Origin of the sequence: Streptomyces sp. NPDC127038 (assembly GCF_042725875.1) — a bacterium.
Lineage (GTDB): Bacteria > Actinomycetota > Actinomycetes > Streptomycetales > Streptomycetaceae > Streptomyces.
This window is the reverse complement of sequence record NZ_JBHXDQ010000067.1, coordinates 1-21,805: the sequence shown is the minus strand read 5'-3', so window position 1 is coordinate 21,805 and position 21,805 is coordinate 1. Positions and strand designations below refer to the sequence as shown.

Here is a 21,805-nt window from a genome sequence, read left to right as displayed (position 1 = left end):
ACGCCAGTTGGACACACGTCCCCCCGGCAGGGTTGTACGCGACGGGCATCACATTCGCGACGGACACCACTTCGGCCGGAATCCTCCGTGCCCGAACGGCCTCCGGACCCCCCGCCGTTACGCCGACGCGGCGACGCGACGGTGCATCAGATGCCCTCATGCGTAACAGCTCTCCTGTGCCCAATGCTCCGCCGCCCCCCGGACGCCCCTGAATGGCGACGGCGAAGACGCTGCCCACCCTCCGCGCGGTTGCGGGGGCGACAGCGAAATCTTCGAACGCCGACACGAGTCCGTTCAAGTGGTCAGGACCATTAAGTTGATCACTGGACCGATGGGGATCCTACAAACCTACCCTCCGCGGGGCACCGGAATTACGGCGCCAGGACACCCGGAACGCGTCCGCGCAGGGCTCCGACCAGGCACGATGCCGGATTTCACGGGGGCGCTTCCGGGCGGAGGACGGCCCCTAGGACGCCTTGACGATCTCGGCGGCCACCAGCTCGGCGATCTGAGCGGTGTTCAGGGCGGCGCCCTTGCGCAGGTTGTCGCCGCACACGAAGAGTTCGAGGGCCGTCGGGTCGTCGAGTGCCCGGCGGACCCGGCCCACCCAGGTCGGGTCGGTGCCGACGACGTCCGCGGGCGTGGGGAACTCGCCGGCGGCCGGGTTGTCGAAGAGGACGACACCGGGCGCGGTGTCCAGGATCTCCCGGGCCCTGCCGACCGTCACCTCGTCCTGGAAACGGGCGTGAACGGTCAGGGAGTGCGTGGTGACGACGGGGACGCGGACACAGGTGACCGCGATCCTCAGCCGGGGCAGCCCGAGGATCTTGCGGGTCTCGTCGCGGACCTTCATCTCCTCCGACGACCAGCCGTCCTCGGCGAGCGACCCGGCCCACGGCACCACGTTCAGGGCGACCGGCTCCGGGAACGGGCCCGTGTCGTCGCCCACGGCCCGGCGTACGTCACCGGGACTGTTCCCCAGTTCGGTGCCCGCGACCAGGGACATCTGCCGGCGCAGGGTGTCGACGCCGGCGCGGCCCGCCCCGCTGACCGCCTGGTACGAGGAGACGACGAGTTCCCGCAGCCCGAACTCGGCGTGCAGCGCGCCCAGCGCCACGATCATGGACAGGGTGGTGCAGTTCGGGTTGGAGACGATCCCGCGCGGGCGCACCCGGGCGGCGTGCGGGTTCACCTCGGGCACGACGAGGGGCACTTCCGGGTCCATTCGGAAGGCGCCGGAGTTGTCGACGACGACCACTCCCCTGGCGGCGGCGATCGGCGCCCACTGCGCGGCCACCTCGTCCGGGACGTCGAACATGGCGATGTCGACCCCGTCGAAGGCGTCCTCCGACAGGGCCGTCACCTCGACCTCCTCGCCGCGCACGGCCAGCTTGCGGCCGGCCGAGCGCGGCGAGGCGATCAGTCGGATCTCACCCCAGATGTCCGCGTGCTGGGACAGGATCTGGAGCATGACCGTGCCGACGGCTCCGGTCGCTCCCACGACCGCGAGCGTCGGTCGCCGGGTCATCGCCCGGTGCCTCCGTAGACGACGGCCTCGTCGCTGTCGGAGTCGAGCCCGAAGGCGGTGTGCACGGCGCGGACGGCGTCGTTGACGTCGTCGGCGCGGGTGACGACGGAGATACGGATCTCCGAGGTCGAGATCAGCTCGATGTTGACCCCGGCGTCGGTGAGCGCCTCGAAGAACCCGGCGGTGACGCCCGGGTTGGTCTTCATGCCGGCGCCGACGAGGGAGATCTTGCCGATCTGGTCGTCGTAGCGCAGCGACTCGAAGCCGATCACGCCCTTCGCCTTCTCCAGGGCGTCGATGGCCTTGCGGCCCTCGGTCTTGGGGAGGGTGAAGGAGATGTCCGTCAGGCCCGTGGTGGCCGCCGACACGTTCTGCACGATCATGTCGATGTTGATCTCGGCGTCGGCGATGGCGCGGAAGATCGAGGCGGCCTCGCCCGGCTTGTCCGGGACGCCGACGACCGTGACCTTGGCCTCGGAGGTGTCGTGAGCGACACCGGAAATGATGGCCTGCTCCACCTTCTGGTCCCCTTGCTTCATCGGTGCGCTGCTGACCCAGGTGCCCTGAAGTCCGCTGAAGGACGACCGCACATGGATCGGGATGTCGTAACGGCGGGCGTATTCCACACAGCGGTGGAGCAGCACCTTGGAGCCGGAGGCCGCGAGCTCCAGCATGTCCTCGAAGGCGATCCAGTCGATCTTCTTCGCCTTCTTCACCACGCGCGGGTCGGCGGTGAACACGCCGTCCACGTCGGTGTAGATCTCGCAGACCTCGGCGTCGAGCGCCGCGGCGAGCGCGACGGCCGTGGTGTCGGAGCCGCCGCGGCCCAGCGTGGTGATGTCCTTCTTGTCCTGCGAGACGCCCTGGAAGCCGGCGACGATGGCGATGTTGCCCTCGTCGAGCGCCGTACGGATACGGCCCGGGGTGACGTCGATGATCCGCGCTTTGTTGTGGACCGAGTCGGTGATGACGCCTGCCTGGCTGCCGGTGAAGCTCTGGGCGCTGTGGCCCAGGTTTTTGATCGCCATCGCCAGCAGGGCCATGGAGATCCGCTCTCCGGCGGTCAGCAGCATGTCGAACTCTCGTCCGCTGGGCATCGGAGATACCTGCTCGGCGAGATCGATCAGCTCGTCCGTCGTGTCGCCCATCGCGGAAACGACCACGACCACCTGGTGGCCGTTCTTCTTCGCTTCTACGATCCGCTTGGCGACGCGCTTGATGCCCTCGGCATCGGCTACGGAGGAACCTCCGTACTTCTGCACGACAAGGCCCACGTGCGCTCCTCGCTCAGTCCGTCTCTGCACCGCACTACTGCGGTCGGCTCAGTCTAACGAGCGGCCGGAATTCCCTTCCGGGGTATCGCATCGTGAGATGTCCCGCTCACGACGTGATCACTCCGGGCTGTCAGGTGGCAAGGGAGGTCCGGCCGCTCCGAGACGGCACCTGCCCGTACCGGAGCCCCGCCACTCCGAACGTGCCTCAGCTCACATCGGCGGAGCCGGATCGCCGGGGGCGGGGCGCGTCACCTCGGCGGCGGCGTCACCTCGGCGGCGGGGCGGATCACCCCGGGGGCGGGACGGGCTACTTGACCGTGCGCAGGCCGAGCGGTCCCGCGATCTCCTCCGCCATCACCTTGCCGGCCTCCTCCGCGAGCACCTCCTCGCCGAGGTCCTGGTCGGTGTCGAGGCCGTCCAGCTCCTCCAGGGGCTGGTTCAGCCGGACGTGGGCCACCACGGACTGGAGGGCGCGCAGGGTCGCCGAGGCGGTGGAGCCCCAGTTGGAGAAGTAGGAGAACTGCCACCACCACAGGGCCTCGGTGGTGCGGCCCGCACGGTAGTGGGCCATGCCGTGGCGCAGGTCGGCGATGACGTCGGCGAGATCGTCGGAGATACGGGCCGGGACCGGGGCCTTGCGCGGCTCGTAGGGGTCGAAGACCTCGGAGTAGACGTCGATCGGCTCCAGCATCACGGCGAGACGCTCGCGCAGTTCGTCCACGTCCGCCTCCGGGCCGAGGTCCGGCTCGTAGCGCTCGTCGGGGACGATGTCCTCGTGCGCACCGAGACGGCCGCCCGCCAGCAGGAGCTGGGAGACCTCCAGCAGGAGGAAGGGCACGGCCGAGTCCGGCTCGTCGCCCTTGGCGACCTCGGCGACGGCGACGAGGAAGCTCTCCACCTGGTCCGCGATCTGGACCACGAAGTCGTCGGGGTCCGGGCTCGTCTCGTGCAGCGTGGCGTCAGACATCTAGAAGTCGTCTCCCCTCGAAGGCGCGGCCGAGTGTGACCTCGTCCGCGTATTCCAGGTCGCCACCCACCGGGAGGCCGCTGGCCAGGCGGGTGACCTTGAGGCCCATGGGCTTGATCATGCGGGCGAGATACGTGGCCGTGGCCTCGCCCTCCAGGTTCGGGTCCGTGGCCAGGATGAGCTCGGTGACCGTGCCGTCGGCCAGGCGGGCCAGGAGTTCCCTGATCCGCAGGTCGTCCGGGCCGACGCCCTCGATCGGGCTGATCGCGCCGCCGAGCACGTGGTACTTCCCCCGGAACTCACGCGTCCGCTCGACGGCGACCACGTCCTTGGGCTCCTCAACCACGCAGATCACCGTGAGGTCGCGGCGCGGGTCGCGGCAGATGTTGCACAGCTCCTCCTGCGCGACGTTGCCGCAGGTCGCGCAGAAGCGGACCTTCGCCTTGACCTCCATGAGGGCCTGGGCGAGCCGGCGGACGTCCGTGGGCTCCGCCTGGAGGATGTGGAAGGCGATCCGCTGCGCGCTCTTGGGACCGACGCCGGGGAGCCGCCCCAGTTCGTCGATGAGGTCCTGGACAACGCCTTCGTACAACGGACTGCCTTCCGATCGTTCCGGTCCCGCCCGGTCCCGTCCCGCTTTTCCTGCTGCTGTTTCTTCCTGGTGCGTACGGTAGTTGGATGCCGCCGGTCTTAGAAAGGCAGACCGGGGATGCCGCTTCCGCCGCCGAGCCCCTGGGTGAGCGGGCCGAGGGTCCGCTGCTGGAGCGCCTGCGCGTTCTCGTTCGCCGCGTGGACGGCCGCGACGATCAGGTCGGCGAGCGTCTCGGTGTCCTCGGGGTCGACCGCCTTCGGGTCGATCACCAGGGCACGGAGCTCTCCGGAGCCCGTCACGGTCGCCTTCACCAGGCCGCCGCCCGACTGGCCCCCGACCTCCGTCCGCGCCAGCTCCTCCTGCGCGTTCGCCAGGTCCTGCTGCATCTTCTGGGCCTGCTGGAGCAACTGCTGCATGTTGGGCTGGCCACCACCGGGAATCACGATCAGCTCCTGGTTCGAGTACGGCTGTCCGAGCGTTTTTTCCTGTCCAGCACGAGCCTACGTGGTCCACGGGCCCGTCGCCCAAGCACTCTTTCGAGTGACATCGAAGCGGCGCCTATACCTGATCAAGGCCCACTTCCGGGCGGAAAAGCCGGTAAACCCGGTCCATCGCCACCCATTGGGCGGTAGGAAGGGGGCGGCGCAAATGCACCACGCGTCACAGGACGTCACGCAGTGTCCGTGCCGTCACCGTCGTCAACCGTCGTCCGCCATCACCGTCGTCGACTAGGGAGTGCCGGGTGAGTCAGCCGGAGATGCAGCCGGAGGGGCCGCTCCAGGACGGGCGGGGCGAGGGCGCGGCCGGGCTGCGGCCCGGGGACCTGACCGGCCGGACGTTTCCGCTCGGCGACTGGGGCGAGCCAGCCGAACGGCTCCACGAGCTGTACCGCTGGGTGGAGCAGGGGGCGCTCGACACGGCCTCCTGGTATCTGTCCGACCGCGTGTGGAAGCGCCGGGCGGCACGGGGGCTGCGGTGCGGTGCCTCGCTGGGCGCGGTCGCCGGGGCCGCGCTGCCGCTGCTCGACCTCACCGGCTCGGTGCACGGGGCCGCTCCCTGGGGGTATCTGGCGCTGCTGTTCGCGGTCTCCTGTGCCGCCGTCGACCGGTTCTTCGGCGTGACCTCCGGGTGGATAAGGGACGTGGCCACCGCGCAGGCCGTGCAGCGGCGCCTTCAGGCACTCCAGTTCGACTGGGCGTCCGAGAGCGTCCGGGAGGTCCTCGGACCGGCCGACGGAACGGCCAGCGAGGCGGCCGACCGGTGCATCGGCGTGCTCCGCAGGTTCTCCGAGGACGTCACCGAGCTGGTGCGCACCGAGACGGCGGACTGGATGGTGGAGTTCCGCACCGGACCGGCGCCGCTGGGCATCCAGTCGGCGGCGGGAGCGCCCCGCCCCGACGGCCCGCCGCTGAACGGACGCACCCCGCTGCCGCCGGGCACCCGCCCGAACATGCCGCGCCAGCGTCCGCCCGAGCCCCGCTAGGAGCCGTCAGCCGGCTCCGCAGATCCTCAGCCCGACCGGTGTCCCGCAGGGCAGATGGCCGTGGGTGCGGATGACGTCCTGGCCGCTGCCCCTGCTGATGTAGGAGAGGAAGCTGGAGGCGAGGGAGTCGGCGGGCGGCTGCCCGTAGGTGTAGGCGTACTCGATCTCGCGGTACGGGTAGTCCGAGGTGCCGTGCTCCAGGTCCTCGACGGAGGCGGCGTGACCGTCGAGCGCGAGCCGGTGCAGGCCCGGGCGGCCGGTGGCGTCGTTGAGCTCGCTGTAGCCGATCGCGCCGCGCAGCCTGGCGACGGTGGCCAGCACCTGCTCGGTGGAGTCGAGTTCACAGCGCACGACCGGCGCCGTCGCGTCGTCCTTGTGGACGCAGTCCAGCGAGGAGTTGGCGATCTCCCCGCGCCCGAGCACCCGCCGCTGGAACACCTGCCGGGTCCCGGAGTCGGCGTCCCTGCTGACCAGGAGGACGGGCAGGTCGGGGCCGCCGAGCTGCTTCCAGTTCCTGATCTCGCCGCGGTACAGCCGCCGCACGTCGGTCAGCGACAGGTTCCTCACCGGGACGGCGTCGTCGACGACCAGCGTGAAGACCGACACCGCGATCCGGTTCTCGCGCAGCCTCGGGAAGTCACCCGGCTTGGGTCCGTCGGAGAGCGCGACCAGGGCCGGTGACCCCTTCTTCGACGCCCGCCCCGCCGCGTCGAGTTCCCGCACGCCGGCCGTGCTGCCGTGGGCGTCCACCGTGATCGTCGAGCCCTGGCAGTCGTGCTCGTACTTCGCCGCCAGTTCGCGCGCCACCGGCTCGAAGGCGGTCGAGCCCGTGACGGCCAGCGTGCCCCGCTCGCAGCCGATCGGGGGCGGGGTGCCGTCGCGCAGGACCACGATCAGGGCCAGCGTGACCACGCACACCGTCAGCAGCACCGTGAACAGCCGCGCGACCCGGCTGAACAGCGGCGGCTGGTCGTCCGGTGTCGTACTGCGGTTGGGCCTGACCTCGCCGTCCCGGATGCCGCCGACGATCCGGACCGGGCATCCCACGTCACCGCCCGACAGCAGCACGAGCAGCTTGAAGTGCTCGCCCCGGTTCAGCGGGACGCGCGGGATGCGCAGCGTGCCGTTCTCGTAGCTGAGCCCGGCGGCCGGGGTGAAGTGGTCCATCAGATGGTCGGTGCCGGGCGGCTGGGTCACGGACACACCGCGGATGGTGCGGTCGGTGAACACCGCGGTCAGGCCGTGCCGTTCGTGGCTCGTGTAGTCGTCGCCCGCGATGCTCTGCGAGCCGTCGTTCTCGATCCGCAGCAGCACGAGGGTGGCGTCGGACATGCCGGGCGTCTCGTCGAACAGCCCGAGCCGTACGTTCGCGCGGCCCGAGCGGACCCCGTCGCCGATGGGGTTGTCCATCTGGACGCGGTAGCCGACGGTCTTGCGGCGCGGCACCCTGCGCTCGTACCAGACCATCACGACGGAGGAGACGACGCCGATGACGGCGGTCCCGACGGCCACGACGTTCTCTGCGCTCAGCCACTCCACGTGAGCCACTCCCCCGAGCACTGCCCTGCGGTGCGGTCACCGTACGGCCGCGGCCGGAAACGGCCCACATACGGGAAGTGAACTTCGACGGCCGCGCACGGCCCGGAGCCGGGCGGCTCCCCGCCGTGCGCGGTCCGGGGGCTCAGCCGCTCCTGGTGTAGGTCAGCTCGGCCTCGGCCGCCAGGCCGGTCTTCGCCCGCCGCAGCCGGCCGTCCGACAGGAGGGTGACCTCCGAGGCGTCGCCGGGATTGCAGGACGGCGGCCCGCCGACGGTGACCGAGGAGGGACCGATCTCCAGCGGCCCGCTGGGACCGGGGGCCGAGGTCAGGGCCGCCTCGAAGACACAGTGGTAGCCGGCCGTGCCGTCCGCGACGATCGTCAGCACGGTGTCCCCGACACCGCCCTGCTGGATCGTCATCCGGCGCGTGTGGTGGCCGGTGGAGTTGTCGATGACCGCGTCCCAGGTGCCGAGGAACGCCTGCGGGATCGTGCCGCCCGGAGTCGCCGGGGCGCTGGACAGCTGCGGGGAGGCGGTGGTCGGCACCTGCGACGGGCTCTGCCCCTGTGTCGTCCCGCCGGAGGCCGTGGTGGACGCCTTGGGGTCGTCCGTGCCGCCCCCGCCGCCCCGGCCGTTCAGCAGCGCGAACACGCCGCCGCCCGCGCCCAGCGCGACGACCAGCGCCACGGTGACGAGCAGGGCGGTGGACCGGCCGTTGCGGCGCGCGGGCTCGGGACCGAGGGCGGCGACGCCGTGACCGTACGGAGGCGTCGGGCCGTAGGGCGGGGTCGGGCCGCCGGGGCCGTACGGGCCCGTCGTCACGCCCGGACCGTAGGGGGGCGTCGAACCGTACGGGGGCTGGGCGCCCCAGCCGGCCTGCGGATAGCCGTACGCGGGGTGCGCCGGGCCCTGTCCCGGGTGCCCCGGGTGCTGCTGCGGATAGCCGTAGGCCGGGTGCGGGCCGGCCGGCGCGGCAGGGGGCGGCGTCGCGCCCGAACCCGCGATCACGGTCGGCAGGTGGTTCACCGGTCCTGGCTGTCCCGGGGCGGGCGGGGTGGCACCCCCGGCGGCCGGCGCGGACGCCTGCTCCGAGGAGGCCTCGGAGGAGGCGGGCGCCGAGGAGGAGGCGGAGGGCGTCGAGGAGGAGGCCTCGGACGAGGAGGCGGGCGCGCCCGACGGCGGCTTGGAGAGGTCGGGGCCCGCGACGGGGGCCGGCGGCAGGGCCAGGGGCGCACCGGACGCCGGAGCGCCGGGCGGGAGCTGCGGCGGTCCCGCGTCGGGGTTCTCCGTGTCCAGCAGCCGCACCGCGTGACGCCCCAGCTGGGCCACCAGCGAGCCGGGCAGCCACGGGTCGAGGGTGCGGCCCTCGGCGACGGTGTCCTCCGCCCCCGTGCGCTCCAGGATCTCCTCAAGACCGGGCCGGGCGGCGGGATCCTTGCGCAGACAGTCCCGCACCAGGTCGGAGAGGCCCTCGGGCACCCCGGTCAGATCGGGGTCCTCCTGCGCGATGCGGAACATCATGGCGTGCACACCGCTGTTGGCCGCGCCGAACGGAAGGGCACCGGTGGCCGCGTACGACAGCACCGAGCCGAGGCAGAAGATGTCGCACGCCGGGGTGACGCGGTCGCCGCGCACCTGCTCGGGGGCCATGAACCCGGGGGAGCCGACGAGCGCCCCGGTGTGGGTCAGGCCGCCGTCGGTCACCGTCTCCAGGGCGCGCGCGATGCCGAAGTCGATGACCCGGGGGCCGTCGATGGTGACGAGGACGTTCGAGGGCTTGAGGTCGCGGTGGATCAGACCCGCGGCGTGGATGTCCTGGAGCGCGTGGGCGAGGCCCGCGGCCAGGATGCGCACGGAACGCTCGGGCAGTGCGCCGTGGTCGCGCCCCACGACGGCCTGGAGCGAGGGACCGGCGACGTAGCCGGTGGCGACCCAGGGGATCGGGGCATCGGTGTCCGCGTCCAGGACGGGCGCGGTCCACAGCCCGCCGACCCGGCGGGCGGCCTGCACCTCCTGGCGGAAGCGGGCCCGGAACTCCTCCTGCTCCGCGAGCTCCGGCCGGACGAGCTTGACGGCGACGGTACGTCCCCGGTCGGACCGCGCGAGATAGACGTGCCCCATCCCTCCGGCGCCGAGCCGCGCCAGCAGACGGTACGCCCCGATCTCCTGCGGATCCCCTGCCCCGAGCTTCTCCATAGCAGTGCCCACCCTCCCCCATATGTGTGCAACAGACCGAGGATAGTGCGCCGTTGGGGGCCGCGGGCCGAGCGGTGTCTACGGTTCCGTCACGACTGGTGCCGTTTAGGTAACGACGCCCCTCGTTGTCCTTGACGTCCCGCGCCGGGGCGTCCCGCGACCACCGCCCGGCGCTCGCGCCACGGTCCGCGCCCGTGCCCGCGCCGGTGCTCCCTCCCGTGCCCGCGCCGGAGCCCGCGCCGGAGCCGCCGCCGGACCCCCGCCGCCGCCGTGCCCCGCACCCGTCGGCCAAGCCCGACAGTCTGTCGCGGAAAGCCCCCTACCGCAGACAGGACGCCGATATCGCGCCCGGTCGGCGGACATTTACGCTTCGCCGCATGACCCCTCAGCCCAACCCCCAGGCCGGCGCCGCCGTGAAGGCCGCGGACCGCGCGCACGTGTTCCACTCCTGGTCCGCGCAGGAGCTCATCGACCCGCTCGCCGTCGCCGGTGCCGAGGGGTCCTACTTCTGGGACTACGAAGGCAAGCGGTATCTGGACTTCACCAGCGGGCTCGTCTTCACCAACATCGGCTACCAGCACCCGAAGGTCGTCGCCGCGATCCAGGAACAGGCCGCCACCCTGTCCACGTTCGCGCCCGCCTTCGCCGTCGAGGCGCGCTCCGAGGCGGCCCGGCTGATCGCCGAGCGCACCCCGGGCGACCTGGACAAGATCTTCTTCACCAACGGCGGCGCGGAGGCCGTCGAGAACGCCACCCGGATGGCCCGGCTGCACACCGGCCGCCCCAAGGTGCTCTCCGCCTACCGCTCGTACCACGGCGCCACCTCCACGGCGATCAACCTCACCGGTGACCCGCGGCGCTGGCCGAACGACATCGGCGCGGCCGGCGTCGTCCACTTCTGGGCGCCGTTCCTGTACCGCAGCCCCTTCCACTCCGACAGCGAGCGGCAGGAGTGCGAGCGCGCGCTCCAGCACCTGGAGGACACCATCGCCTTCGAGGGACCGGGGACCATAGCGGCCCTGATCCTGGAGACGATCCCGGGCACCGCGGGCATCATGACGCCCCCGCCCGGCTACCTCGCCGGAGTGCGGGAGATCTGCGACCGCTACGGGATCGTCTTCATCCTGGACGAGGTCATGGCCGGGTTCGGCCGCACCGGCAAGTGGTTCGCCGCGGACCACTACGAGGTGACGCCGGACCTGATGACCTTCGCCAAGGGCGTGAACTCCGGCTATGTGCCGCTGGGCGGTGTGGCGATCTCCTCCGCCATCGCCGAGACCTTCGCCCGCCGCCCCTACCCGGGCGGGCTCACCTACTCCGGGCACCCGCTGGCCTGCGCCGCCGCCGTCGCGACGATCAACGTCATGGAGGAGGAGGGGATCGTCGGCCAGGCGGCCGCCATCGGCGAGACCGTGCTCGGACCGGGGCTGCGCGCGCTGGCCGAGCGGCACCCGAGCGTCGGCGAGGTCCGCGGCACCGGTGTCTTCTGGGCGCTGGAGCTGGTGAAGAACCGGGAGACCCGGGAGCCGCTGGTCCCGTACAACGCCTCGGGCGAGGCGAACGCGCCGATGGCCGCGTTCGGCGCCGCGGCCAAGGCCCGCGGTCTGTGGCCCTTCATCAACATGAACCGCACCCATGTCGTCCCGCCGTGCAACATCACCGAGGCCGAGGCCAAGGAGGGTCTGGCGGCGCTGGACGAGGCGCTGTCGGTGGCGGACGAGCACACGGTGTGAGGCCGTAGGGGTTCGCGCCCACGTGGGGGCCGGCCGCTCCGCATGCCCGTGCCCCTCGGGGGGTGCCGGGGCATCGGGCGGCCGGCCCCCACGGCGTATGGTGGCCTGCTCGACGAGATACGCGAGCGGACACGCGCACCCAGTGACGGGGAGTGAGACCACCACCATGGCCGGGACCGGCGGCAGCGGCGCCGTAACACGCAGCACCCTGCGGCAGCAGATCGCGGACGCGCTCCGTGACGAGGTGCTCGGGGGTCGCCTCCGGCCGGGCCAGGAGTTCACGGTCAAGGAGATCGCCGAGCAGTACGGCGTCTCCGCCACCCCGGTCCGCGAGGCCCTGGTCGACCTGTCGGCCCAGGGGCTCCTGGACGCGGACCAGCACCGCGGCTTCCGCGTCCACGAGTACTCGGGCGCCGACTACCGCGGCATGATCGAGGCGCGCAGCCTGATCACGGAGGGCATGTTCCAGCACCTCGTGGCCAGCGGGATGCCGCAGGCCGACGACCCCGGGGCGCTGGCCGCCCTCGCGGCCGTACGGCGCCGGGGCGAGGAGGCCCAGCGCGCGGCCACCGCGGGCGACCTGAACATCCTCATCGGCTACGACCTCCGTTACTGGCGCGAACTGAGCAACCTGTTCGGCAACACCTACCTCGCCGACTTCCTGCACCGGATGCGGGTCCAGTCATGGGTCTGCACGGTCCAGCACCTGCGCCACGTCTCGGACCTCAAGGGCCATCTGTGGTCCGGCCACACCCAGTTGGTGGACGCCCTCGCGTGCCGCGACGCCGACGCGGCCCGGGCCATCGTGACGGCCTACAACGAGCACGCGCTCACCCTCATCGAGCGCCTCGACGCCCCCTGAGCCGAAGTTCCGGGACGCGGCAGCGGCCCGTCCCGCGTTTGAGGACGCCCTTCGCGGGCGATCGAGGGGATGGGGGGCGCGGCCCCGGGACCGGACAACCCCGGCCACCCGGGGACGTACTTGTGTACCGGCCTCTTCACAGGACCGCCACGCGCATTACGCTGCCCTGACCACCCTGCACCCCAAGGAGCAAGAGGAGCCGTCTGTTGGCCTGTGACCTGTGGTTGGTCCCGCTCGTCGACGTGCTGTGCCACACCCCCGACAACCCCTTCGCCGAGGAACTGGCGCTCTACGACAAGGTGCTCGCCGAGGCCGGGCTGCCCCCGGTGCCGGTGTACGCGTACATGCCGGGCCTGTCGGGTGACGTGGCCCCGGTCGCCGGCTTCGACTACGACGCGCTGCACTTCCTGCGCCGCGCCTACCTGCTCCAGATGTGCGGCCTCGCGGTGGCGCCGGTCGACGAACTGGGCGGCGACTACGAGCAGTTGCTGGAGATGTTCGAGACGAACGCCCAGCAGTCCCATCTGGTCTGGCACTACGACCACGCGGGCGCCTACGTCCCGGTGGAGTTCCCCCACCCGCTGGCCAACGACGAACTCCTCGCGGGCGGCGGTCCCTTGGGCTCCTCGCAGGTTCTCCTGCGCGAACTCGAGTTCGTGGCACCCTCGATCGGCATCGACCCGGCCAATCCGCCGGCTCCGCCGCAGCCCCCGAGCGCCCCCACGGAGCTGGAGGAGCCCGCCGCTCCGGCCCCCTACGACTCCAGCCCCTTCGCCCGCGAGCGCCATGTGTGGCTCGGGCTGCACGCGGCGGCGACCCGGAGCCTCGCCCAGGGCTCCATGATCGTCTTCAGCTGATCCGTGCCGTCTTCCGGTGCGGGGCCAGGACACGGTCCGCGCGGCCCCGCACCGGCCCGGACGGAACGCGTCCGGCGGGGCCGTCAGCCCAGCTGGGACAGGCCCTTGTGGAGGTCCTCCGCGTTCATGACGGGGGCGAGGTCGATCTTGGCGCCGAGTTCCGTGAACAACGGCTCGGCGATCGCCGGGATGTGGCTGGGGTCCTCCAGGTCGAAGACCATGTAGCAGGCGCGGCTGCCCTCGTGGGTGGTGAAGTAGGACGCCTCGGGCTTGATCCGCTCCATCGTCCGCTGCATCAGTTGCGGAAGCTTTCCGCTCCGGATCAGCTCGTTCGCCTTCTCCGTGTCCATGGTCGCCCTGAGCATCACGCGCATCGCAGTCTCCTGGTCCGTCGGCCGACGCACGCCGAAGCACCCGCACGTGCGCTTTCAGGCTGTTCCCCCCGTCCACGGCGTCCTCACGGCGGCGGCCCGGACGTCACTCTCTCCAGTGAGGTCCGGGCCGTGCCGGTCATGGGTGGTGCGTCGGGCGGGTCAGAAGACGGGCGTGCCGCCCTGGGTCAGCTTCCAGTTGACGGCGGCGAAGTCGGCCGGGTCCAGGGCTCCCTTGGCGATGACGTAGGCGATCATCAGGTCGCGGACCTGGTCCGGGGCGCTGAAGGCGGTCTCGGCGGCCGCGATGTGCGGGTAGCCCGAACCGCCGTTGGCGCGGTAGTTGTTGACCGCGACGACGAAGACCTGGTCGTCGGCGACGGCCGCGCCGTTGTAGGTGAGGTTCTTGATCCGCGAGCCCTCGGCCGCGGCGATGTCGATCTCGTAGCCGACGCCCGCCGCGGTGTCGTACATGTAGTCCCAGAAGCTGTTGGCGTTGGTGAGGGTGGCGGTGTCCACCGCCGTGCCGGCCGGGACCTGGTGGTAGTACTTCGCCGCGTACTCCAGGTAGTCCCTCAGCTGGGCGCCCGTGAGCTTCTTGCCGTAGAGCGTGTTGTCGTAGATGTACAGCCCGGCGATGTCCTTGATGGTGACGCTGCCCGCCGGGATGTCCGCGGTGCGGCTGAAGGGCGCGGCCACCGAGATCAGCGGCAGCGCCGCGTCCGCGGCGGACAGGCCCGCCTTCACCGACTCCATCTGGACCTCGTGGATGAAGTCCATGACCGGGACGTCCTTCCAGCAGGACTCCGCGGCCGAGAGGTCCTGCGTGCAGGTGCCGACCGCCGTGTTGACGTACTTCACGACGAGCTCGTGGTCGGCTTCCAGGTGCTTCTTGATCTGCGGGTCCTCGTCCGCCGTGTTGGGGTTGAGGGTCGTCGCGGTCTTGCTCACGACCTTCCAGCGGCCGTGCTCCAGCTCCATCTCGAAGTCGAAGACGCTCAGCCGGTAGCCCCAGCAGTAGGGCTCGGACAGCAGGACGTCCTCGCCGCTCTCGGCGTTCTTCACCGTGTAGGAGGGGACCTCCACATGGGTGTGGCCGACCAGGATCGCGTCGATGCCGGGCACCTGCTCGGCGACCAGGTTCGAGGCGTTCTCCACGTACGGCAGGGCGTCGCCCCACGAGGAGGAGCCGTCGAGGCCGGAGTGGTCGGTCAGGAAGACGACGTCGCAGCCGAGCGCGCGCAGCCGGGGCACGTACTTCTTCGCCTGCTCGACCAGGCCCGGGAAGACCATCCTGCCGTTGACGTTGTCCTTGTCCCACAGCGCGATGCCGGGGTTGGTCAGGCCCATGATGCCGACCTTGATGTCGGGGGCCCCGGGCACGCGGATGCGCTTCACGGTGTACGGCTGGAAGGCGGGCCGCAGCGTCTTCGCGTCCAGCGCGTTCGCGCCGAGCAGCGGGAAGTCGAGCTGGCTCTCGAACTTGCGCAGCGTCTCGATGCCGTAGTTGAACTCGTGGTTGCCGAGCGCGGCGGCGTCGTAGCGCATGAGGTTCATCGCCACGGCCATCGGGTGCTTGGGGCCCTTCTTGCCCTTCGTCCCGGTGATCGGGTCGACGCGCGCGAAGTAGTAGCCGAGCGAGGTGCCCTGGATGATGTCGCCGGCGTCGACGAGGAGCACGCGGTCCTCGCCCTTGGCGGCGCGCTGCTGCTTGATGAGCGTGGCGACCTTGGCGACGCCGACGGAGTTGCCCTTGGCGTCGGAGTAGGCGGCGTCCTTGTAGTAGTCCCAGTCGAAGACGTGGCTGTGCAGGTCGGTGGTGCCCAGGATCGAGAACGACCAGGTGCGCGGCTGCTTCGGCGGCTTGCGGTCCGCCGCCTGCGCGGGCGTCGTCAGTGCGGCGCCGCCGACGGCCACGGCCGCGCCGGTGACGGCCGACGTCTTGACGAACTCCCGGCGGTTCAGGGGATTGACGGGCATACGGGCTCCTGGGACTGGGGTGTCGGGACAGGGGGAAGTGCCGTGCGTGCCGTGCGGAACTACACGCGTAGAGCGTGGTCGCCCGCTTGCCCGTCGAAAACCAGGAGAAGCCCATGTCCCGGTCAATAAAAGGTCAGTTCACGGTTTCCGCGGCGCCCGGGACCGGGGTTTCCGCACCGCGCCCACCCCGATTCACCCCGTCGTCACCCGCACGTACGCCACCACGTACGCGACCACACCCGCCACCGACCGCCGGCACCCCGAACTCCCCCACCGCGCATCCGATTTCCCCCGGCCGTCCCCCCAAAGACGAGTGCGCCCCCGGCCGTCGGCCGGGGGCGCACTCGGGGAACCGCGGGACGGGCCCTAGATGAACGAGTTGATCTCGATCGTCTCGGTGCGGCCCGGGCCGACGCCGATCGCGGAGATCGGGGCGCCCGACATCTCCTCCAGCGCCTTCACGTAGGCCTGGGCGTTCTTCGGGAGGTCCCCGAAGGTCTTCGCCTTGGTGATGTCCTCCGACCAGCCCGGGAGGGTCTCGTAGATCGGCTTCGCGTGGTGGAAGTCGGTCTGGGAGTACGGGAGTTCCTCGACGCGCTTGCCGTCGATCTCGTACGCCACGCAGACCGGGATCTCCTCCCAGCCGGTCAGGACGTCCAGCTTGGTGAGGAAGAAGTCGGTCAGACCGTTCACCCGGGTCGCGTAGCGGGCGATGACCGCGTCGAACCAGCCGCAGCGCCGGTCACGGCCGGTCGTCACGCCACGCTCGTGGCCGATGCGCCGCAGCGCCTCGCCGTCCGCGTCGAACAGCTCCGTCGGGAACGGACCCGAACCCACGCGGGTCGTGTACGCCTTGAGGATGCCGATGACCCGGCTGATCTTGGTCGGGCCGACCCCGGCACCCGTGCAGGCGCCGCCCGCGGTCGGGTTCGACGACGTCACGAACGGATACGTGCCGTGGTCGATGTCCAGCAGCGTGCCCTGGCCGCCCTCGAAGAGCACGACCTTGTCCTGCTCCAGCGCCTGGTTGAGGATCAGGACGGTGTCCGCCACGTACGGCTTGAGCCGGTCGGCGTAGCTCAGCAGCTCCTCGACGACCTGGCCCGCCTCGATGGCACGGCGGTTGTAGAGCTTGGTGAGCAGCTGGTTCTTGACCTCGAGAGCCGCTTCGACCTTCTGGGTGAGGATCGACTCGTCGTAGAGGTCCTGGATGCGGATGCCCACGCGGTTGATCTTGTCCGCGTATGTCGGACCGATCCCGCGCCCGGTGGTGCCGATCTTCCGCTTTCCGAGGAAGCGTTCCGTCACCTTGTCGACAGTGACGTTGTAAGGCGTGATGATGTGAGCGTTTCCGCTGATCAGCAGCTTGGAGGTGTCGACACCGCGCTCGTTGAGCCCGTTCAGCTCGGAGAACAGGACGGACGGGTCGACGACGACTCCGTTTCCGATGACCGGAGTGCACTCCGGCGTGAGGATTCCGGAAGGGAGGAGGTGGAGAGCGTATTTCTGGTCGCCCACGACTACCGTGTGGCCGGCGTTGTTGCCGCCCTGGTAGCGCACCACATAGTCCACGGATCCACCGAGCAGGTCGGTGGCCTTTCCCTTGCCTTCGTCACCCCACTGAGCACCGAGCAGCACAAGTGCGGGCACAGGCGTACACCCCTTCCGGGCGGGGCATGTCCAAGGTCGGGGCGTACGCGGCCGAATGTGGCCAAGGCTGCGTACACCGGCGACCACCATTGGCCGCGACGTCGGACCGGATGCCCCGGAATAGACGAAGCCCCTGGCGCAAAGGCGCAAGGGGCTCTTGCAGAAAGATGCTACCCGAGGAAGCGAGGCAGGACCGAGGTGGCGGCTTCCGACCAGCTCCTGGTGGTCATCGACCCGGTCGCCCGACGGACGGACGGCGAGTCCGTCCGGATCGCGAAAGACGTGCTCAGCGCGGGTGCGGCGACGAAGGTGTGCCTCCCGGAGGGGCCCGAGGAATTCGCTCGGGCGCTGATCCGCCGGGGTGCGCGCAGACCCGTCGTCATCGGCGACGACGGCGCCCTGCTGCGGGCGGTGTCGCTGCTGCACCGGCAGCGGGAACTCGCCGGGTGCGCGCTGTCCTTCGTGCCCGTGGGCGGTGCGCTTGCGCTTTCCCGGTCGCTCGGGGTGCCGATGGGGGCCGTCGCGGCGGCCCGGGCGGTCCTCGACGGGGCCGAACGGCGGCTCGACCTGCTCGTGGACGACAGTGACGGCGTGGTGCTCGGCGCACTGCGCATCCCTTCCCTGCCCTCCCGGCCGTCCGCCGAGGTGCTCGCGGGTCTGCCGGGGGAGGAAGCCGCCGGGCATCCGTGGCTGCGCACCTGCCAGTCCCTGGTACGGACCCTGGCCTCCCGGCCGTCCCGGCCCGCCACGCCCGCGACCGGGCCCTCCCGGCTGCGGATCGAGGTCGACGGGGTGTGCGTCGTGGACCTGGACCAGCCCGTGGAGGCCGTGTCGGTGACACCGGGGGGTTCGGGGACCGGCGCCGAGATCGAGGTCCGCGCGGTGTCGCCGGGGGCCGCGTCCTCGCCCCTGCGGCTGCTGGGCCACAAGGTGACCGTGTCCGGCGCGGACTTCCGCTACCGCGCGGACTCCGTGGTGAGCGGCCCGGTCCGCACCCGCACCTGGACGGTACGGGAATCGGCCTGGGGCCTGACCCTGCCGGCCACGACGTGACGCCCCGGGACCCCCGCCCGGCCCTCTGACGCCCCCGTGAAGGCCCGACCGGCGCCGGTACGGGCCCGGGGCGCGGGCGAGCCGCGCCGGGCCCGGAGCGGCCGGTACCGGGGCCGGAGCTGGCGGGGGTGCCGGATCTGGCGGGGGCGCCCAAGTCGTAGGCAGCGCCCGAGCCGTCGGGGGCGCCCGAGCCGTCGGAAGTGCCTGAGTCGCCGGGGGGTGCCCGAGCCGTCGGGAGTGCCCGAGTCGTAGGGGCGCCCGAGCCGTCGGGGGTGCCCGGAGGCCTGGTCGGGCGTTGTCGCCGGACCGGTCAGGCGTCGCCGCCGAACCGTTGCTCGCGGTGGGCGCGCCAGCGCTCCATCATCGCGGCGATCTCCCCGTCGATGAACTCGAAGAAGGCGAGCGTCTCCGAGAGCCGCCGGCCCGCCGGGGACGCGGGACCGAGGGAGTCGACACCGGCGCGCAGGGCGAGCTCCCAGCGCTTGAGGACCGCGTCACGGTTGGTCAGGGCCTCGTACCACTGGTTGCTGTGCACCCGGTACCGCTCGCGCCGCGAGCCGGGTTCCCGCTCCCGCCCGACCATGTGCTGCTGCGCGAGATAGCGCACCGCGCCGGACACGGCGGCAGCACTGACCTGGAGCTGCTCGCCGAGTTCGGCCGAGGTCATGGCACCGGAGTCGGAGGCCAGCAGCGCGGCGAAGACCCGCGCGGGCATCCGCTGCATCCCCGCCTCGACGAGCTGGGCCGCGAACCCCTCGACGAACTGCGAGACCGCCTCCGGGTCCCTCTCCGTCGCACTCGGTTCCGCCATCTGCCGATCATCTCCCCTGCTCACGCCTGGTCGTCGAGTGTAGCCAGCATTTATACGTTTCCTTAACTTCACAAACTTCTGAAAGAAGCGTACGTTCGGGCCATGACGAAGGCAATCAGCGTCGCCGGACTGCACAAGTCGTTCGGCAGGACGCACGCACTGGACGGCCTGGACCTGGAGGTCGAGGCCGGCGAGGTGCACGGCTTCCTCGGCCCCAACGGCTCCGGGAAATCCACCACCATCCGGGTCCTGCTGGGCCTGCTCCGCGCCGACTCGGGCACCGCCCGGATGCTGGACATGGACCCCTGGGCGGACGCGGTCGAACTGCACCGCCGGGTCGCCTACGTCCCCGGCGACGTCACCCTGTGGCGCAACCTCTCCGGCGGCGAGATCATCGACCTCTACGGGCGGCTGCACGGCGGTGGCCGCGCCCGGCGCGGCGGACAGGGCGGCGGACGGACCGGCGGCCTCGACCCGGCACGGCGCGCCGACCTGATCGAGCGCTTCGAGCTCGACCCCACCAAGAAGGGGCGCACCTACTCGAAGGGCAACCGTCAGAAGGTCGCCCTCGTCGCCGCCTTCGCCTCGGACGTCGACGTCCTCATCCTGGACGAGCCCACCTCGGGCCTGGACCCGCTGATGGAAGAGGTCTTCCAGAAGTGCGTCCGGGAGGAACGCGACCGCGGCCGCACGATCCTGCTGTCCTCGCACATCCTGAGCGAGGTCGAGGAACTCTGCGACCGCGTCAGCATCATCCGCAAGGGCCGGACCGTCGAGAGCGGCACCCTCGCGGACCTGCGCCACCTCACCCGTACCAGCGTCACCGCGGAACTCACCGGCCCGCCGAACGGACTGGCGTCCCTGCCCGGGGTCCATGAACTCGACGTCCAGGAGGCCGGGTTCGGGCACGACGGCGTCAGCTGCCGGGTGCGGTTCCACGTCGACACCGACCAGCTCAACCCCGTACTGAAGTCGCTGACCGACTCCGGCGTACGGTCCCTCACCTCGACCCCACCGACCCTGGAGGAGCTGTTCCTGCGGCACTACCAGGAGGACGACGTCCAGGCGGACGGTACCGGGGAGACGGTGACCCGATGACCGCCACGACCCCCGCGGCCACCGGCACCTTCACCGCCCGCACCGGCGGCTCGCGGCCCCTGGCCGGCACCGGCACCCTGCTGCGCTTCGCGCTGCGCCGCGACCGCGTGACGACACCGCTGTGGATCGGTGTGAGCGCCCTGATGGTGCTCTCCCTGCCGGCCTCGCTGAAGAGCGTCTACAGCACTCCCGCCGAACGCGCCTCCCTGGCACGGCAGATGCTCGCCAACAACTCCCTGCGGGCCACCTACGGGCCGGTGTTCAGCGACTCGCTCGGCGGACTCACGGCCTGGCGTATCGGCGCCTACGCGGGTGTCCTGGCCGCCATCATGAGCCTGACGATCGTCGTACGGCACACCCGGGAGGAAGAGGAGAGCGGGCGTCAGGAGCTCGTCTCCGCCGCGATGGTCGGGCGGCGGGCCCCGCTGACGGCCGCCCTGCTCGCGGCACTTGTCGCCAACGGCGTTCTCGCCCTTCTCATCGCGGGCGGCCTCTCCGGACAGGGCGCCTCCGGGGCCCTGGCGCTCGGGCTCGCGATCGGCGGAACGGGGATGGTCTTCGCGACCATGGCGGCGATCGTCGCCCAGCTGACGGAGAGCGCACGGCTCGCCAAGGGGCTGACGGGCGGGCTGATCGGCGCCGCCTTCGTCCTCAGGGCGGCGGGCGACTCCGCGACGGTCGACGGCTCGTCGGTGCTGACCTGGATCTCGCCGGTGGGCTGGCTGGAGAACGTACGGGCCTTCGCGGACGAACGCTGGTGGGTGCTGCTGCTGTTCGTCGCGGCCGTCGCCGCACAGGGTGCCGCCGCCTACGTACTGGCCGGGCGCCGCGATGTCGGCATGAGCTTCCTGCCCACCCGGCCGGGACCCGCGACCGGCGGCCTCGGCTCGGCCGGGGCACTGGCCTGGCGCCTCCAGCGCGGTGCCGTGCTTGGCTGGAGTCTCGGTTTCCTCGCGGCGGGCGCCGCGTTCGGAGCCATCACGAAGGGGGCCGCGGACCTGGTCGGCGGGAACGCCAAGACCCGCGAGATCATCGAGCGGATGGGCGGGCAGGCCGGGATCACCGACGCGTTCCTCGCCGCCATGGTCGGCATGCTGGGCATGGTCGCCGCCCTGTACATCGTCTCCTCCGTACTGCGGCTGCACGGCGAGGAGACCTCGCAGCGTGCCGAACCCCTGCTCGCGGCCGCCGTGGGCCGGCTGCGCTGGGCCGGCGGGCATCTCGTCATCGCGTTCGGCGGCACGGTCCTCATCATGCTGCTCGGGGGACTGGGCCTCGCCCTGGGTTACGGCGCCGAGTTCGGTGCCGTCCTCGGCGCCGCTCTGGTCCAGGTGCCGGCGGTGTGGACGCTGGGCGGTCTCGCGGTCCTGCTCTACGGTCTCTCGCCCGCGGTCGCCCGCGGCGCCTGGGCCGCGGCGGGCCTCGCCCTTCTCCTCGGCTGGATCGGCCCCGCGCTGAAGATCCCCCAGGCGGTCATGGACCTCTCCCCCTTCGGTCATCTCCCGAAGCTGCCGGGCGGCTCGATGACCTGGACACCGGTGCTCGTCCTCACCGCGGTCGCGGTGGCTCTGACGGCGGCGGGACTGGTCTGCCTGCGCCGCCGGGACATGGCCACGTGAGCCGGCGGTCCTCGCGGTGATACGGGAACGTTCTCGACACACATGGTCGAGAACGTTCCCGAAGAGGATCCCTGAACACAGAAAAAGGGTCCCTGAACGCAGAAAACCCCCGTACCGGTATCCCCGGTACGGGGGTTTTCACAAAATTTGTTCGGCGGCGTCCTACTCTCCCACAGGGTCCCCCCTGCAGTACC

The 21,805-nt window shown here is 71.3% G+C and carries 18 protein-coding genes; 7 read left to right on the top strand and 11 right to left on the bottom strand.

Going from position 1 to position 21,805, the window contains the following annotated elements; translation table 11 throughout:
* Positions 1-466: 466 nt before the first annotated feature.
* The 5 genes from ACFWI4_RS33335 to ACFWI4_RS33315 all read right to left on the bottom strand — a co-directional run bounded on the left by ACFWI4_RS33335 (position 467) and on the right by ACFWI4_RS33315 (position 4,804).
* Positions 467-1,528, bottom strand: coding sequence for an aspartate-semialdehyde dehydrogenase (locus ACFWI4_RS33335; RefSeq protein WP_387203973.1), 1,062 nt, complete (start codon positions 1,526-1,528; stop codon positions 467-469).
* Positions 1,525-2,802, bottom strand: a complete 1,278-nt coding sequence (locus tag ACFWI4_RS33330; protein WP_385398509.1) for an aspartate kinase — start codon at positions 2,800-2,802, stop codon at positions 1,525-1,527. Before ACFWI4_RS33330 ends, ACFWI4_RS33335 begins: the two co-directional genes overlap by 4 nt.
* Before the next feature lie 307 nt (positions 2,803-3,109).
* The gene (locus ACFWI4_RS33325) at positions 3,110-3,769 is read right to left on the bottom strand and encodes a DUF5063 domain-containing protein (protein ID WP_339130614.1); all 660 of its coding nucleotides are present in this window, start codon (positions 3,767-3,769) and stop codon (positions 3,110-3,112) included.
* The gene (gene recR / locus ACFWI4_RS33320) at positions 3,762-4,361 is read right to left on the bottom strand and encodes a recombination mediator RecR (RefSeq protein ID WP_100596382.1); all 600 of its coding nucleotides are present in this window, start codon (positions 4,359-4,361) and stop codon (positions 3,762-3,764) included. The genes ACFWI4_RS33325 and recR overlap by 8 nt, the downstream gene beginning before the upstream one ends.
* A gap of 98 nt (positions 4,362-4,459) precedes the next feature.
* On the bottom strand, positions 4,460-4,804 hold the full coding sequence (locus ACFWI4_RS33315) for a YbaB/EbfC family nucleoid-associated protein (RefSeq protein WP_385398827.1): 345 nt from the start codon (positions 4,802-4,804) through the stop codon (positions 4,460-4,462).
* Between the two features lie 299 nt (positions 4,805-5,103).
* Here ACFWI4_RS33315 and ACFWI4_RS33310 point away from each other — a divergent pair, with 299 nt between their 5' ends.
* Positions 5,104-5,844 (top strand): SLATT domain-containing protein, encoded by a 741-nt coding sequence (locus tag ACFWI4_RS33310; protein ID WP_387203966.1) that lies wholly within the window; start codon positions 5,104-5,106, stop codon positions 5,842-5,844.
* A 6-nt stretch (positions 5,845-5,850) separates the two neighbouring features.
* Here the strand turns inward: ACFWI4_RS33310 and ACFWI4_RS33305 are convergent, their stop codons facing one another.
* Positions 5,851-7,383, bottom strand: a complete 1,533-nt coding sequence (locus ACFWI4_RS33305; protein WP_387203963.1) for a substrate-binding domain-containing protein — start codon at positions 7,381-7,383, stop codon at positions 5,851-5,853.
* Between the two features lie 142 nt (positions 7,384-7,525).
* Positions 7,526-9,577: a serine/threonine-protein kinase gene (locus tag ACFWI4_RS33300; protein WP_387203960.1), complete on the bottom strand. Its 2,052-nt coding sequence runs from the start codon at positions 9,575-9,577 to the stop codon at positions 7,526-7,528.
* Positions 9,578-9,954: 377 nt separating this feature from the next.
* Here ACFWI4_RS33300 and ACFWI4_RS33295 point away from each other — a divergent pair, with 377 nt between their 5' ends.
* From ACFWI4_RS33295 to ACFWI4_RS33285, 3 genes are all read left to right on the top strand, one after another.
* Entirely contained in the window at positions 9,955-11,310 is a 1,356-nt protein-coding gene (locus ACFWI4_RS33295) for an aspartate aminotransferase family protein (protein WP_385408915.1), read from the top strand.
* Positions 11,311-11,476: 166 nt separating this feature from the next.
* A complete protein-coding gene (locus ACFWI4_RS33290) occupies positions 11,477-12,172 on the top strand; it encodes a GntR family transcriptional regulator (RefSeq protein WP_385408919.1) in 696 nt (231 codons plus the stop codon).
* A 206-nt stretch (positions 12,173-12,378) separates the two neighbouring features.
* Positions 12,379-13,029 carry a hypothetical protein gene (locus ACFWI4_RS33285; protein ID WP_329300877.1) on the top strand — a complete coding sequence of 217 codons (651 nt, stop codon included), beginning with the start codon at positions 12,379-12,381 and terminating at the stop codon, positions 13,027-13,029.
* 83 nt (positions 13,030-13,112) lie between these two features.
* Here the strand turns inward: ACFWI4_RS33285 and ACFWI4_RS33280 are convergent, their stop codons facing one another.
* From ACFWI4_RS33280 to ACFWI4_RS33270, 3 genes are all read right to left on the bottom strand, one after another.
* Positions 13,113-13,403 carry a DUF3303 family protein gene (locus ACFWI4_RS33280; RefSeq protein ID WP_387203957.1) on the bottom strand — a complete coding sequence of 97 codons (291 nt, stop codon included), beginning with the start codon at positions 13,401-13,403 and terminating at the stop codon, positions 13,113-13,115.
* A 159-nt stretch (positions 13,404-13,562) separates the two neighbouring features.
* On the bottom strand, positions 13,563-15,380 hold the full coding sequence (locus ACFWI4_RS33275; RefSeq protein WP_387203954.1) for a bifunctional metallophosphatase/5'-nucleotidase: 1,818 nt from the start codon (positions 15,378-15,380) through the stop codon (positions 13,563-13,565).
* Positions 15,381-15,746: 366 nt separating this feature from the next.
* Complete coding sequence (locus ACFWI4_RS33270; RefSeq protein ID WP_385408908.1) at positions 15,747-17,030, bottom strand: adenylosuccinate synthase; 1,284 nt, start codon at positions 17,028-17,030, stop codon at positions 15,747-15,749.
* A gap of 198 nt (positions 17,031-17,228) precedes the next feature.
* On the opposite strand from ACFWI4_RS33270, the gene ACFWI4_RS33265 reads away from it, so the two are divergent.
* Positions 17,229-18,083 (top strand): diacylglycerol kinase family protein, encoded by an 855-nt coding sequence (locus tag ACFWI4_RS33265; protein ID WP_387203950.1) that lies wholly within the window; start codon positions 17,229-17,231, stop codon positions 18,081-18,083.
* Positions 18,084-18,393: 310 nt separating this feature from the next.
* Here ACFWI4_RS33265 and ACFWI4_RS33260 read toward each other — a convergent pair whose 3' ends face one another.
* Positions 18,394-18,894: a GbsR/MarR family transcriptional regulator gene (locus tag ACFWI4_RS33260; protein ID WP_387203947.1), complete on the bottom strand. Its 501-nt coding sequence runs from the start codon at positions 18,892-18,894 to the stop codon at positions 18,394-18,396.
* A 102-nt stretch (positions 18,895-18,996) separates the two neighbouring features.
* On the opposite strand from ACFWI4_RS33260, the gene ACFWI4_RS33255 reads away from it, so the two are divergent.
* Both ACFWI4_RS33255 and ACFWI4_RS33250 read left to right on the top strand, forming a co-directional pair.
* The gene (locus tag ACFWI4_RS33255) at positions 18,997-19,992 is read left to right on the top strand and encodes an ATP-binding cassette domain-containing protein (protein ID WP_387203944.1); all 996 of its coding nucleotides are present in this window, start codon (positions 18,997-18,999) and stop codon (positions 19,990-19,992) included.
* A complete protein-coding gene (locus ACFWI4_RS33250) occupies positions 19,989-21,611 on the top strand; it encodes an ABC transporter permease (RefSeq protein WP_387203941.1) in 1,623 nt (540 codons plus the stop codon). Before ACFWI4_RS33255 ends, ACFWI4_RS33250 begins: the two co-directional genes overlap by 4 nt.
* Positions 21,612-21,805: the final 194 nt, after the last annotated feature.

Bases quoted from the DNA above. Each gene is read 5' to 3' on its own strand.
- ACFWI4_RS33335 (WP_387203973.1), bottom strand. From the start codon at position 1,528: ATGACCCGGCGACCGACGCTCGCGGTCGTGGGAGCGACCGGAGCCGTC.
- ACFWI4_RS33325 (WP_339130614.1), bottom strand. From the start codon at position 3,769: ATGTCTGACGCCACGCTGCACGAGACGAGCCCGGACCCCGACGACTTC.
- ACFWI4_RS33300 (WP_387203960.1), bottom strand. From the start codon at position 9,577: ATGGAGAAGCTCGGGGCAGGGGATCCGCAGGAGATCGGGGCGTACCGT.
- ACFWI4_RS33295 (WP_385408915.1), top strand. From the start codon at position 9,955: ATGACCCCTCAGCCCAACCCCCAGGCCGGCGCCGCCGTGAAGGCCGCG.
- ACFWI4_RS33290 (WP_385408919.1), top strand. From the start codon at position 11,477: ATGGCCGGGACCGGCGGCAGCGGCGCCGTAACACGCAGCACCCTGCGG.
- ACFWI4_RS33280 (WP_387203957.1), bottom strand. From the start codon at position 13,403: ATGCGCGTGATGCTCAGGGCGACCATGGACACGGAGAAGGCGAACGAG.
- ACFWI4_RS33275 (WP_387203954.1), bottom strand. From the start codon at position 15,380: ATGCCCGTCAATCCCCTGAACCGCCGGGAGTTCGTCAAGACGTCGGCC.
- ACFWI4_RS33260 (WP_387203947.1), bottom strand. From the start codon at position 18,894: ATGGCGGAACCGAGTGCGACGGAGAGGGACCCGGAGGCGGTCTCGCAG.
- ACFWI4_RS33255 (WP_387203944.1), top strand. From the start codon at position 18,997: ATGACGAAGGCAATCAGCGTCGCCGGACTGCACAAGTCGTTCGGCAGG.
- ACFWI4_RS33250 (WP_387203941.1), top strand. From the start codon at position 19,989: ATGACCGCCACGACCCCCGCGGCCACCGGCACCTTCACCGCCCGCACC.